12 protein-coding genes are annotated in these 12,372 nt (G+C 74.1%); 1 reads left to right on the top strand and 11 read right to left on the bottom strand.

Annotation, left to right across the window (positions count from 1 at the left end):
• Positions 1-9 precede the first annotated feature (9 nt).
• The 11 genes from BKA22_RS03085 to BKA22_RS03135 form a co-directional block, all read right to left on the bottom strand.
• Positions 10-879 (bottom strand): ABC transporter ATP-binding protein, encoded by an 870-nt coding sequence (locus tag BKA22_RS03085; protein WP_146951550.1) that lies wholly within the window; start codon positions 877-879, stop codon positions 10-12.
• 8 nt (positions 880-887) lie between these two features.
• The gene (locus tag BKA22_RS03090; protein WP_223203401.1) at positions 888-1,976 is read right to left on the bottom strand and encodes a FecCD family ABC transporter permease; all 1,089 of its coding nucleotides are present in this window, start codon (positions 1,974-1,976) and stop codon (positions 888-890) included.
• Positions 1,973-3,025, bottom strand: coding sequence for a FecCD family ABC transporter permease (locus BKA22_RS03095; protein ID WP_146951404.1), 1,053 nt, complete (start codon positions 3,023-3,025; stop codon positions 1,973-1,975). The genes BKA22_RS03090 and BKA22_RS03095 overlap by 4 nt, the downstream gene beginning before the upstream one ends.
• Positions 3,022-4,083, bottom strand: coding sequence for an iron-siderophore ABC transporter substrate-binding protein (locus tag BKA22_RS03100; protein WP_146951405.1), 1,062 nt, complete (start codon positions 4,081-4,083; stop codon positions 3,022-3,024). The genes BKA22_RS03095 and BKA22_RS03100 overlap by 4 nt, the downstream gene beginning before the upstream one ends.
• 207 nt (positions 4,084-4,290) lie before the next feature.
• Positions 4,291-5,988: a phosphoenolpyruvate--protein phosphotransferase gene (ptsP, locus tag BKA22_RS03105; RefSeq protein ID WP_146951406.1), complete on the bottom strand. Its 1,698-nt coding sequence runs from the start codon at positions 5,986-5,988 to the stop codon at positions 4,291-4,293.
• Positions 5,988-6,281 carry an HPr family phosphocarrier protein gene (locus BKA22_RS03110; RefSeq protein WP_146951407.1) on the bottom strand — a complete coding sequence of 98 codons (294 nt, stop codon included), beginning with the start codon at positions 6,279-6,281 and terminating at the stop codon, positions 5,988-5,990. Before BKA22_RS03110 ends, ptsP begins: the two co-directional genes overlap by 1 nt.
• A 141-nt stretch (positions 6,282-6,422) precedes the next feature.
• Positions 6,423-7,958 (bottom strand): PTS fructose transporter subunit IIC, encoded by a 1,536-nt coding sequence (locus BKA22_RS03115; protein WP_146951408.1) that lies wholly within the window; start codon positions 7,956-7,958, stop codon positions 6,423-6,425.
• Complete coding sequence (locus BKA22_RS03120; RefSeq protein ID WP_146951409.1) at positions 7,955-8,410, bottom strand: PTS sugar transporter subunit IIA; 456 nt, start codon at positions 8,408-8,410, stop codon at positions 7,955-7,957. The genes BKA22_RS03115 and BKA22_RS03120 overlap by 4 nt, the downstream gene beginning before the upstream one ends.
• A gap of 1 nt (position 8,411) precedes the next feature.
• Complete coding sequence (pfkB, locus tag BKA22_RS03125) at positions 8,412-9,359, bottom strand: 1-phosphofructokinase (RefSeq protein WP_146951410.1); 948 nt, start codon at positions 9,357-9,359, stop codon at positions 8,412-8,414.
• Positions 9,356-10,117: a DeoR/GlpR family DNA-binding transcription regulator gene (locus BKA22_RS03130; protein WP_146951411.1), complete on the bottom strand. Its 762-nt coding sequence runs from the start codon at positions 10,115-10,117 to the stop codon at positions 9,356-9,358. Before BKA22_RS03130 ends, pfkB begins: the two co-directional genes overlap by 4 nt.
• A gap of 243 nt (positions 10,118-10,360) precedes the next feature.
• The gene (locus BKA22_RS03135; RefSeq protein WP_146951412.1) at positions 10,361-11,485 is read right to left on the bottom strand and encodes a GuaB3 family IMP dehydrogenase-related protein; all 1,125 of its coding nucleotides are present in this window, start codon (positions 11,483-11,485) and stop codon (positions 10,361-10,363) included.
• 155 nt (positions 11,486-11,640) lie between these two features.
• On the opposite strand from BKA22_RS03135, the gene BKA22_RS03140 reads away from it, so the two are divergent.
• On the top strand, positions 11,641-12,360 hold the full coding sequence (locus tag BKA22_RS03140) for an exonuclease domain-containing protein (protein WP_146951413.1): 720 nt from the start codon (positions 11,641-11,643) through the stop codon (positions 12,358-12,360).
• The last annotated feature ends 12 nt before the right edge of the window (positions 12,361-12,372 follow it).

The raw sequence follows: 12,372 nt of genomic DNA on the forward strand, positions 1-12,372 counted from the left end.
CCCCGTCGCTCACCGGCTGCCCGCCCGGACCGGGGCCGTGTGGTGCCGCCCGATCGGCACGACCAGCGGCGTGCCCGACACCGGGTCGGGCACGACCTGCGCGCGCAGCCCGAACACCTCGGCCACCAGCTCGGGTGTGATCACGTCCTGCGGGGCGCCCTGGGCCATGAGACGGCCCGCGCGCAGCGCCACGAGATGGTCCGTGTAGCGGCTCGCCAGGTTGAGGTCGTGCAGCACGAGCACGATCGTCGTGCCGCGGGTGCGGTTCAGGTCGGTGAGCAGGTCGAGCACGTCGATCTGGTGGCTGACGTCGAGGAACGTGGTGGGTTCGTCGAGCAGCAGCACGTCGGTCTGCTGGGCGAGTGCCATGGCGATCCACACCCGTTGCCGCTGCCCGCCGGAGAGCTCGTCCACGGGGCGGTCGGCCAGGTCCAGGATGTCCGTGGCGCGCAGCGCCTCCTCGACCGCGGCGTCGTCCTCGCGCGTCCACCGCCGGAACCAGCCCTGGTGCGGGTAGCGCCCGCGGCCCACCAGGTCGGCGACCGCGATGCCCTCGGGGCTGACCGGTGACTGGGGCAGGAGCCCGAGGACGGTGGCGACCTCGCGCGACGGGATGCTGTCGATGGGGGTGCCGTCGAGCAGCACCGCACCGGAGCGGACCCGCAGCAGCCGGGCCATGGCCCGCAGCAGCGTGGACTTCCCGCAGGCGTTCGCACCGACGATGGTGGTGATCCGACCGCTGGGGACCTCGAGGGTCATGTCCTGCACGACCAGTCGGTCGTCGTACCCGATGCTCGCCCCCTGCACCGCGAGGGTGTGCGAGGTCGGCCCGGCGGGGGTCGGCGCGTCGGTCGTGACGCCGGTCGTCGCGTCGGTCATCGTCTCGGTCACAGACTGCCTCCGGTGCGGTTGGTCCTGGCGAGCAGCCAGATCAGGTACGGGGCGCCGAGCACCCCGGTGACGACGCCGACGGGGAACCGCGTCGGCAGCAGGTGCTGCCCGATCAGGTCGCCGAGCAGCACGAGCAGGGCGCCGACGAGTGCGGCGGGCACCAGCGGGGAGCCGGTCCCCCGGACCAGCCGGTACGCGATCGGACCGGACAGGAACGCGACGAACGCGATCGGCCCGGTCGCGGCCGTGGCGACCGCGACCAGCGCGACCGCGACGACCAGCAGGGCGAGCCGTGCCCGGTCGGGGCGGACACCGAGGCCCGCGGCGGTGTCGTCACCGAGCTGGAGCGCCTCCAGACGTCGGGAGAGCACCAGCAGCACGGGCACCAGGACGGCGGTCGCCGCCGCGAGCGGGCCCACCCCGTCCCAGAACGCCGAGTTGAGCGACCCGGTGAGCCAGCGCAGCGCCTCGTTCGCGTAGTAGATCTGCGTGCGGGTCATGGCGTACGAGATCACCGAGTCGAGCATCGCGCCGACGGCGATCCCGGTCAGCACCAGGCGGGCTCCGTGCACGCCACGCTGCCAGGACAGCAGGTAGATCGCACCGGCGACGACGAGGCCGCCGACCACCGCCAGCAGCGACAGCGTGGCACCGGAGAGGCCGAACATCGTGATGGCGACGACCGCGACGGCGCTGGACCCGGCGGAGATGCCGATGATGTCGGGGCTGGCGAGCGGGTTGCGCAGCATGGTCTGGAACACGACCCCGCCCATGCCGAACGCGAGCCCGGCGAGCAGGCCGGTCAGCACGCGCGGCAGCCGCAGCACGGTCACGTTGAACGAGACGCCCGGGACCTGCTCGCCGAGCAGCGCCCGGACCACCTCGACCGGGGAGTCCCACCGTTCGCCGAGGCACAGCGAGAGCAGCAGCACGCCGGCGACGGTGAGCACGAGGGCCGCGATCACCGTGCGGCGACGCCGCGTGCGCGCACGTCGGCCCGCGGCGACCAGCCCACCGCCCACGGCCGGGGCCACCGGCGGGTCGGTCCGCTCGGTCCGGTCGGTCTTGTCCGTCAGCACGCTCACAGGTCACGCACCTTCTGCCGGCGCAGGATCATGAGGAACACCGGGGCGCCGATCAGCGCGGTCACGATGCCGACCTCGATCTCCTGGGGACGGGCCACGAGGCGGCCGACCACGTCGGCCGCGAGGAGCAGGGCGGCGCCGAGCGTCGCGGAGTACGGCAGCAGCCAGCGGTGGTCGGGGCCGGTGAACCGGCGCGCGGCGTGCGGCACGACGAGGCCGACGAAGCCGATCGGCCCGGCGATCGCGACGGCAGCACCGCACAGCAGCACCGCCGCGAGGGCGCCGAGCGCACGGACCCGGCCGATCCGCTGACCGAGCCCGGTCGCCACCTCGTCGCCGAGCGCGATGGCGTCCATCCCCCGGGCGCTGCCCACGGCGAGCACGGCGCCGACCAGCAGGAACGGCAGGACCTGGCCGATCTCGCCGAGCGACGCCCGGCCGATCGACCCGACCTGCCAGAACCGGAAGGTGTCGTACACGTCCGTGCGGGTCAGCAGCACCATCGAGACCATCGAGACGAGCGCGGCACTGGTCGCGGCCCCGGCGAGCGCGAGCTTGAGCGGGGTCGCGCCCTCCCGGCCGATCGACCCGACCGCGTAGACCAGGGCCGCGGCGACCGCCGCGCCGAGGAACGCGAGCCAGATGTACTGCGTCAGGCTCGACACACCCAGCCAGGCGATCCCGCAGACCACGGCGAACGACGCGCCCGAGCTGACGCCGAGCAGCCCCGGGTCGGCCAGCGGGTTGCGCGTCAGGCCCTGCATCACGGCACCGGCCAGGCCGAGCGCCGCGCCGACGAGCGCACCGAGCAGGGTGCGGGTGATCCGCGAGTGCACGGCCGCCTGCGCGATGTCGTCGAGGTCGGGGTGCAGCACCCCGGCGACGACGTCCGGCCACGCGACGACCCGGGAGCCGAACGCCAGGGAGGCGACGCACGCGAGCAGCACGGCGGCGACGCACACGGCGAGGCCGGTCGCGCGGCGGCGCCGCAGCGACGCCGGTCGCCCCGGTGAGGGGGCGACCGGCGCGGTCACGGCTGCCGTGGTCACCCGACGTGCTCGGCGGCGGCCTGGAACAGGTCGAGGTAGTCGTCCAGGACGTACGGCACGGACAGCACGGTCGGGCCGGAGGTCGCGGCGGAGATCGGCGCCGAGTTCGGCATGACCACGACGGAGCCGCGGGCGACGGCCGGGATCTTGCCGATCAGCGGGTCGGCCTGGAGCGTGGCCAGCGTCGTGTCGTCGCCGTAGACCACGAGCACGTCGACGTCGGACAGGGTGTCGGCGTTCTCGGCGGACAGGCTCAGGTAGAACTGGTCGGTGTCGGCGGCCAGCTCCACGACCGACGGGGCGTCGACCATCCCGAGGTCCGTCAGGAGCTGGACCCGGGCGTCGAGCGGGGTGTACAGGCCGATGGTGCTGGTGTCGGCCGGGTCGATCCAGCCGTAGGCCACGGTCTTGCCCGCGACGTCCGGCCGCTCGGCCAGCGCCGCCTCGATCTGCGCGAGCACGTCGTCGACGAGCGCCTGCGCCTCGTCCTTCATCCCGAGCGCCTCGCCGTCGATCAGTGCCATGTCCTTCCAGCTCGTCCCCCAGGCGAACTCGGGGTAGGACACGGTCGGCGCGATCTGGGACAGCGTGCCGTAGTCCTCCTCGGTGAGCCCCGAGTAGGCGGCCAGGACGACGTCGGGCTCGGTGTTGGCGACCTGCTCGAACGGGATGCCGTCGGTCTCGTCGAAGAGCTCCGGGAGCGCGTCGCCGGTGGCGCCGAGCTTCTCCAGGGCGGCGTAGGTCCACGGCAGGATGCCGTCGCCGTCGTCGTCGCCGTAGGTCGTCTCCTGGAGGCCGACGGGGACGATGCCCAGCGCCAGCGGGACGTCGTGGTTGCCCCAGTTGACCGTCGCGACGCGCTCGGGCTGGGACTCGATCGTCGTCTCACCGAAGGTGTTGGCGAGCGTGACCGGGAACGCGCTGGTGCTCGACGAGCCCGCGGCGGTCGTGGTCTGGTCGTCCGTCGAGCCGCCCGAGCTGCACGCGGTGAGCGCGAGCCCGGCCGCCACGACGGCGGCGACGCGGGCCAGGTGGCGCTGGACGGTGGAGTGAGGCATGGAGGTCCCCTCGAGGGTCAGCTGGTGCAGTTGCTTAGGGCAGGCTTACCTTATGCCATCTGCACCGGTGCTCGGGACCGACGCCATTCGGGCGGGCGGAAGGGCGGGCCGACCGGTTCCTCCGCAGGGCCGACCACCGACCCCGGGGCACGACGACGGCCGCGGACCGCCCAGGGCAGTCCGCGGCCGTGTGACCCTCCGACCTCGCTACAGCGCGAGCGCCGCCACGAGCGCCGGGTCGACCAGCTCGAGCACAGCAGCGCGCGCCTCGGTGGCCGACGGTGCGGCCAGGGCCCGCTCGGCGGCCTGCCGGCACGTCGCGAGCGAGTGGCGTCGCAGCATGTGCCGCGCCGCAGGCAGGGCCCCGGCGGACATGGACAGGCTGGTCACGCCGAGCCCGGTGAGCACGAGCGCCATCAGCGGGTCACCCGCCGACTCCCCGCACACGCCGACCGGCTTGCCGAGCTCGGTCCCGGCCCGTGCCGTGGCGGCGACCAGGTCGAGCACGGCCGGCTGCCAGGGGTCGAGCAGGTCGGCCAGCTCGCCGCGCAGCCGGTCGGTCGCCATCGCGTACTGGGCCAGGTCGTTGGTGCCCAGGGACACGAAGTCGACCTCGGCGAGCACCTCGCGCGCCCGCAGCGCCGCCGCAGGGACCTCGACCATCACACCGACCGTCCGGATGCCGTGACCACGCGCCCGCTCGGCGAACGCCCGCGCCTCCTGGGCGGTGGCGACCATCGGCGCCATGACCCACGGTGCCGTGCCCGTGGCCTCCTGCGCCCGCGCGAGCGCGGCCAGCTGGGTGTCGAGCAGTTCGGGCATGGTCCGCACGAGCCGGTAGCCGCGCACCCCCAACGCCGGGTTCTCCTCGTCGGCCTGGGTGGCGAACGCCAACGGCTTGTCGGCGCCGGCGTCGAGCGTGCGGACGACGACCTTGCGGTCGCCGAACGCCCGCAGCACGCGCTCGTAGGTCGCGGCCTGCTCGTCGAGCGTCGGCGCCGTGGCGCGGCCGAGGAACAGCACCTCGGTGCGGAACAGGCCGACGCCCTCGACGCCCGGCAGGGCGACACGTTCGGCGTCCTCCGCCGTGCCGATGTTGGCCAGCAGCATCACGGGGTGCCCGTCAGAGGTGCCCCCCTCCGCGGTGTCCGCGGCCAGCTCGCGGTCGACCGCCGCGCGCTCGGCCAGCACCGACTGCAGCGCGGCGTCCGGGTCCGGCGTGACCGTCCCGGCTGCCGCGTCCACCGCCACGAGGGTGCCCTCGGGCAGGTCGGTCGCACCCGCGACGCGCACGACGCACGGCAGGCCGAGCTGTCCGGCGATGATCGCGGTGTGCCCCGTCGGTCCGCCGAGTTCGGTGACGATCGCGAGCACCTTGTCCAGGTCGAGGGCCGCGGTGTCGGCCGGGGCGAGGTCGCGCGCGACGACGACGGACGGCACGTGCAGCTCGGGAACACCGGGCGCCGGGAGCCCGAGCACGCGGGCCACGACGCGGTCGCGCACCGAGTGCAGGTCGGTGACGCGCTCGGCCAGGTATCCGCCGGCCTGCTCGAACATGGCCGCGAACGTCGCGACGACGGCGTCCACGGCCCCGACGGGCGGCTCACCGGCGTCGAGCCGGGTCAGCACGCCCGATCGCAGGGCACGGTCGTCGGCCATCTGCGCGGTCGCGGCGAGCACCTCACGGACCGTTCCCTCGGCGCGCTCGGCCTGCTCGCGCAGGCCTGCGGCCACGTCGCCGAACGCCGCCTCGACGCGGGCACGCACCGTGGCCGCATCGGCCGGAGCACCGTCGACCAGCACGGGGGCGTCCGCCGGGACGGTCGGAGCGGGCCGCACCTGCGCGACCGGACCGACCGCACCACGTCGACCGACGCCGACCCCCTGCAACGTGGGCTGGGGCATCAGGCACCGCCAGGCGCGGGGACGTCCTGCGCGTCGAGGTCGGTGGCGAGCAGCGTCACGAGACCGTCGAGCGCGGCGTCGGCGCCGTCGCCCTCGGCCGCGAGCGTGACCTCCTCGCCGGAGGGGACGCCGAGCCCCATGACGTACAGGATGCTCGTGGCGTCGACGGGCTCGCCGCCGGGACGAGCGATCGTGACGGGCAGCCCGGTCGCCGCGGCCGCCTGCGTGAAGAGCATGGCGGGTCGGGCGTGCAGGCCCACACGGGAGGCGACGACGACGGTGCGCTGAGCCATGGGAGGAGCTCCGTTCAGGGAGTGGGGTGCCGGGGCGGCACGGGTGGACGGGTGACGGACGACGATGCGGCAGGGCTCGTGCGCCGCGGGTCCCGGGTCACCTTCGACCGGGACCCACGGCTGCTCGAGCCCGTGAGGGGATCAGGCCGTGCGGGCCACCAGCGCGGGCGAACCCTCGGCGGCCGCGTCGGCCTCGTGCTCAGCCTGCACCAGCGGGCTGGGACGCGCGCTCTTGAGCGCGACGACCAGCAGACCGCTGACGACCATCCCGACGGCCACGCAGCCGACGAAGGCCCACGGGTTGGAGATGAGCGGGAGGACCCAGATGCCGCCGTGCGGGGCGCGCAGGCCGGAGCCGACGGCCATCACGAGCGCGCCGGTGACGCTCGAGCCGACCACCGAGGAGACGATCACGCGCCACGGGTCGGCCGCGGCGAACGGGATCGCACCCTCGGAGATGAACGACAGCCCGAGCAGCCAGGCGGCCTTGCCGTTCTCCTGCTCGGCGTGCGTGAACAGGTTCTTGCGGATGGTCGTGGCGAACGCCATCGCGAGCGGGGCGACCATGCCGGCAGCCATGACCGCAGCCATGATCTGGTACTGCACGGCGTCGGCCGCCAGACCCTCGGTCGCCAGGCCGGTGACCGCGAACGTGTAGGCGACCTTGTTGATCGGTCCGCCGAGGTCGAAGCCCATCATCGCGCCGAGCAGCGCGCCCATGAGCACGAGGTTCGCGCCGGACAGCCCGTTGAGCCAGCTCGTCAGACCCTCCATCGCCGAGGCGATGGGCTGCCCGATGAGCACGATCATCACGAAGCCGACGACCGCCGACGAGAGCAGCGGGGTCACCACGACGGGCATCACGCCGCGCACGCCCTTCGGGACCCGCCAACGGCTGATCCACAGCGCGAGGAACCCGGCGAGGAAACCGGTGACCAGGCCGCCGAGGAAGCCGGCGCCCACGGCCACGGAGATCGCGCCGCCGACGAACCCGGGCACCAGACCCGGCCGGTCGGCGATGCCGTAGGCGATGAACCCGGACAGCACGGGCACCAGGAACCCGAAGGCCACGGCGCCCGTCTGGAACAGGAGCACCGCCCAGTCCTGACCGGACATCACGTTGAAGTTGGCCAGCAGGTCCGCCAGCGGCACGCCGGTCACCGCGACGACGCCCTCGTCACCGGGCCACGCGAACGCGGCGACCATGAACCCGAGCGCGATGAGGATGCCGCCCGCGGCGACGAACGGGATCATGTACGACACGCCGGTCATGAGCCACTGCCGCACGCGGGTGGCCACCGAGGCGTTCGGGTCGACCTTCGTGGCGGGCGCTGCACCGGGGGTCGCCGCCGGTGCAGCGGCCACGACGCCGGACTCCACGGCCGCGACGGCCTGGGCGATGACACCGGCGGCGTCGTGCACGGCCTTCTTCACGCCGACGTCGACCGACGGCTTGCCGGCGAACCGCTCACGGTCCTTGACCTCGAGGTCGGCGGCGTAGATCACGCCGTCCGCGTCGGCGATGACCTGCGGGTCGAGCGGCGTGGAGCCCGCGGCCCCTTGCGTCTCGACGGTGACCGTGTGCCCGGCGGCCTTCCCGGCCTGCTCCAGGGCCTCGGCGGCCATGTAGGTGTGGGCGATCCCCGTGGGGCACGAGGTGACGGCGACGAACTTCATGAGGGGACGACCTCTCGGATGATGATGTCGGCGACGGTGCCGGCATCGGGGGCGTCGTGCAGGGCGGTGCGGAAGGACTCGTGGACGAGCCGGCGGGCGAGGGCGGCGAGGATCTGCAGGTGGTCGGCGTCGCCGGCGCTGGGCGCCGCGATGAGGAAGATCAGCGTCGCGGGACCGTCCGGGGCGCCGAAGTCGACGCCCGCGGGCACCTTGGCCACGGCGAGGCTCGGCACGGTGACGTAGGCGGAGCGGGCGTGCGGCAGGCCGATGCCGCCGGGCATGCCGGTGGCCATCTGCGCCTCCCGGGCACGCACGTCGGCGTGGAACGCGTCGGCGTCGGTCACGCGGCCGGCGGCCACCAGGAGGTCGATGAGCTGACGGGTCGCGTCGTCGCGGTCCGTGGCGACCAGGTCGACGGCGACCAGGTCCGGGGTGATGAGTGCGGAGGTCACGTCACAGCTCCTTCAGTGCGACTCGGGTGTCGGGATCGGTGACGACGCGGACGTCGTCGAGGTGGATGTCGGACGGTGCAGGTGCGGCCGTCCCGGGGAGCAGGACCGCGGCGCGTCCCCAGGCGACGGCGCGGCGCAGGCGGTCGGCGGGGTCGCCGTCGGCCGCGAGGTAGCCGGCGAGGGTGGAGTCCCCTGCGCCGACCGTGGACAGCGGGACGAGCGGGTCCCCGCCGGCCCACCAGGTGCCCTCGGCCCGCACGAGGAGCGCGCCGTGAGCACCGAGGCTGACCAGCACCGTGCGTGTGCCGGCCGCGATGACCTGCCGAGCGGCGTCGACGACGTCTCCCACGGTGTCCAGCCGGTGCCCGACCAGCTCGGCGAGCTCGTCGTCGTTGGGCTTGACGAGCTCGAGCCCGCCGGCGCGGACCGCGGCGACGAACGGGGCACCGGAGGTGTCGAGGACCACAGGCACCCCGTGTCGTGCGGCGACGCGGGCGAGCCGCACGTACAGGTCGGCGCCCGCGCCGACGGGGAGGCTCCCGGCGCCGACCACGGTGTCGGCACCTGCGGTCAGCTGCTGCTCGACGGCGTCGAGGAGGGCGTCCCGCTCGGCCGCGCTGAGCACGGGCCCGGGGGCGTTGACCTTGGTGGTCGTGCCGTCCCGTTCGACGAGCGTGAGGTTGGAGCGGGTGTCGCCGTCGACCGGTACGGCGACCGCGGGCACGTCGTGCTCGGCGAGCAGCGTCACGAGGCGCGCCCCGTCGGTGCCGCCGACGGGCAGCACCGCGATGGACGGGACGCCGTGCCGCACGAGGGCCCGCGAGACGTTGATCCCCTTGCCGCCCGCGTGCACGTGCGCCGCGACGGCGCGGTTGACCTCTCCGACCTCGAGCCGCTCGACGTCGAGAGCGCGGTCGAGGCTCGGGTTGGGGGTGAGGGTGACGATCATGCGCGCACCACCCTCGGGCCGGCCTGCTCGAGCTCGTCGGCGAGCTCGGGGTCGATGCCGGAGTCGGTCACGACGGTGTCGACGCGGGAGAGCGGGGCGACGAGCGCGAGGTCGACCCGTCCGATCTTCGTGTGGTCGGCGAGCACCACGGTGCGCCGTGCGGCATCGACCAGGGCTCGCTTGACGGCGGCCTCGGCGAGGTCGGGTGTCGTCACGCCGCGCTCGACGCTGATCCCGTTGGCGCCGAGGAACGCGACGTCGGCGTGGATCTCGGCGAGCTCGCGCAACGCCCAGGACCCGACCGCGGCGAGCGTGCGCCCGCGGACGGTCCCACCGACGAGGTGCAGCGTGATGCCCGGCCTCGTGGCGAGCACGGTGGCGACGGGCAGGGCGTGGGTCACGACCGTGAGCTCGCGGTCGGTGGGCAGCATCTCGGCCAGACGGACCGTGGTGGTCCCGGCGTCGAGGATGATCGCGCCGCCGTCGGGCAGCTCCTCGAGCGCGGCCTTGGCGATGCGCTCCTTCTCCCCTGCGAACAGGCCCTCGCGGTCGGCGAGCCCCGGTTCGAAGCCGAGCCTCTCGACGGGGATCGCCCCGCCGTGCACGCGCCGCACGAGGCCGTGCCGCTCGAGCGCGGTGAGGTCTCGGCGGACGGTCTCGGGGGTGACGTCGAGCTCTTGTGCGAGCGAGGCCACATCGACCCTGCCCTCCGCGCGGGCTCTCGCGAGGATCTGCTGGTGCCGCTCCGGTGCGTACACGTCCGACTCCGTCGTCATCCATGCCGGACGAGCGCCGGCGCCTGGATCAAGGATCTGCCGTGCAGCCGACGAATGTCAAGCGATACGGACAGAATCAAAGCTAAACGGATGTCCGTGCAGGTGGCGAGTGTGGGCATATCCGGGCATGACGACGCCCGGGGCCCGCCGAAGCGGAGACACCCGGGCGTCAGGACCAGCCGTCGCGCGCGGGGAGACCCCGGGCACGGCAGGAGGCGTTCGAGCTCAGTGCGGCTGGTACGGAGAGACCACGACCTCGACCCGCTGGAACTCCTTGAGGTCCGAGTAGCCGGTCGTCGCCATCGCCCGGCGCAGCGCACCGACCAGGTTGAGCGTGCCGTCCGCGGTGTGCCCGGGGCCGAACAGGATCTGCTCGAGCGTCCCCGCCGTCCCGACCTCGACCCGCTCGCCGCGCGGCAGCTTCGGGTGGTGGGCCTCCGGGCCCCAGTGCCAGCCGCGGCCCGGCGCCTCGGCCGCACGCGCCAGGGCGGCGCCGAGCATGACCGCGTCGGCCCCGCACGCGACGGCCTTGACGAGGTCGCCCGAGCGGCCGACGCCGCCGTCGGCGATGACGTGCACGTACCGCCCGCCCGACTCGTCCAGGTAGTCCCGACGGGCCGCCGCGACGTCCGCGACGGCGGTCGCCATGGGCGCGTGGATGCCCAGCGAGGTGCGCGTCGTGTGCGCCGCCCCGCCGCCGAAACCGACGAGCACGCCGGCGGCCCCCGTGCGCATCAGGTGCAGCGCCGCGGTGTACGTCGAGGCGCCGCCGACGATCACGGGCACGTCGAGCTCGTAGATGAAGCGCTTGAGGTTGAGCGGCTCCGCCCGGCCCGAGACGTGCTCGGCCGACACCGTGGTGCCGCGGATCACGAAGAGGTCGACACCGGCGTCGACAACCGTGCGCCACAGCTCCTGCGTGCGCTGGGGCGAGAGCGCCCCGGCGACCGTCACGCCCGCGGCACGGACCTCCTGCAGACGCGCCGTGATGAGCTCGGGCTGGATCGGTGCCGCGTAGATCTCCTGCATCCGGGCGGTCGCCCGGGCCGGGTCGAGCGCGGAGATCTCCGCGAGCAGCGGCGTCGGGTCCTCGTACCGCGTCCACAGACCCTCGAGGTCCAGCACGCCCAGACCGCCCGCACGACCCAGCGCGACGGCCGTCTCGGGGCTGACCACCGAGTCCATCGGCGCGGACAGCACCGGCAGGTCGAAGTGGTAGGCGTCGATCTGCCAGCCGACCGAGACCTCCTCGGGGTCACGCGTGCGCCGCGAGGGCACCACCGCGATGTCGTCGAAGGAGTAGGCCCGCCGTCCGCGCTTGCCGCGGCCGATCTCGATCTCGTTGCTCACCGCCCCAGGCTACCGGGGCGCGCCCGTGCGCCACGCGGGCCGACCTGCCCGGTCGTGTCGGACGGCGATGCGATGCTGACGTCGGACATCACGGACACGGGTCGCCCGTTCCGGGTGCGCAGACGATCACGGCAGCGACGGAGGACGAGTCACCGATGAGCTGGAACGACGGGCCGCTGCTCGGGTTCGACACCGAGACGACCGGCGTCGACGTCGACACCGACCGGATCGTCACCGCCGCCCTCGTCCGTCGCGACGCCGCGGGCACGCACGTGCGCACCTGGTTGATCGACCCCGGCGTGGAGATCCCCGCGGGCGCCTCCGCGATCCACGGGATCAGCACCGAGCACGCCCGCGAGCACGGGCTCGCGCCGGCTCCGGCGCTCGAGGAGATCGCCGCCACCCTCGCCGAGGCCTTCCGGTCGCTCACACCGGTCGTCGCCTACAACGCGGTGTTCGACCTGCGGCTGCTCGACGCCGAGCTGCGCCGGCACGGCCTGCCGACCCTCCCCGACCGGCTCGGCGGCGAGCCGCGCCCGGTCGTCGACCCCCTCGTCCTGGACCGCGCGGAAGACCCGTACCGCAAGGGCCCGCGCAAGCTCGTCGACCTGTGCGGCCTCTACGGCGTCGTCGAGCAGGGTTCGCTGCACAGCGCCGACGTCGACGTCGTGGCCACCCTCGACGTGCTCGAGCGGATCGTCGCCCGGTTCCCGCACCTGAGCGCGCTCGACCACGACGCGCTGCACGAGCACCAGGTCGGCGCGCACCGCACCTGGGCGGAGAACTTCAACGCCTGGCGGGCCGGCAAGGGCCTCGAGGGCCCCGGGGCCGAGACCGTGTGGCCCGTCCGGGAGCCGGTCGGCACGCTCTGGTAGGAGTGCCGACCT

Source organism: Cellulomonas soli (assembly GCF_013409305.1).
GTDB classification, from domain to species: domain Bacteria; phylum Actinomycetota; class Actinomycetes; order Actinomycetales; family Cellulomonadaceae; genus Cellulomonas; species Cellulomonas soli.

Bases quoted from the DNA above. Each gene is read 5' to 3' on its own strand.
- BKA22_RS03085 (WP_146951550.1), bottom strand. From the start codon at position 879: ATGACCGACGCGACGACCGGCGTCACGACCGACGCGCCGACCCCCGCC.
- BKA22_RS03100 (WP_146951405.1), bottom strand. From the start codon at position 4,083: ATGCCTCACTCCACCGTCCAGCGCCACCTGGCCCGCGTCGCCGCCGTC.
- ptsP (WP_146951406.1), bottom strand. From the start codon at position 5,988: ATGCCCCAGCCCACGTTGCAGGGGGTCGGCGTCGGTCGACGTGGTGCG.
- BKA22_RS03110 (WP_146951407.1), bottom strand. From the start codon at position 6,281: ATGGCTCAGCGCACCGTCGTCGTCGCCTCCCGTGTGGGCCTGCACGCC.
- BKA22_RS03115 (WP_146951408.1), bottom strand. From the start codon at position 7,958: ATGAAGTTCGTCGCCGTCACCTCGTGCCCCACGGGGATCGCCCACACC.
- pfkB (WP_146951410.1), bottom strand. From the start codon at position 9,359: ATGATCGTCACCCTCACCCCCAACCCGAGCCTCGACCGCGCTCTCGAC.
- BKA22_RS03140 (WP_146951413.1), top strand. From the start codon at position 11,641: ATGAGCTGGAACGACGGGCCGCTGCTCGGGTTCGACACCGAGACGACC.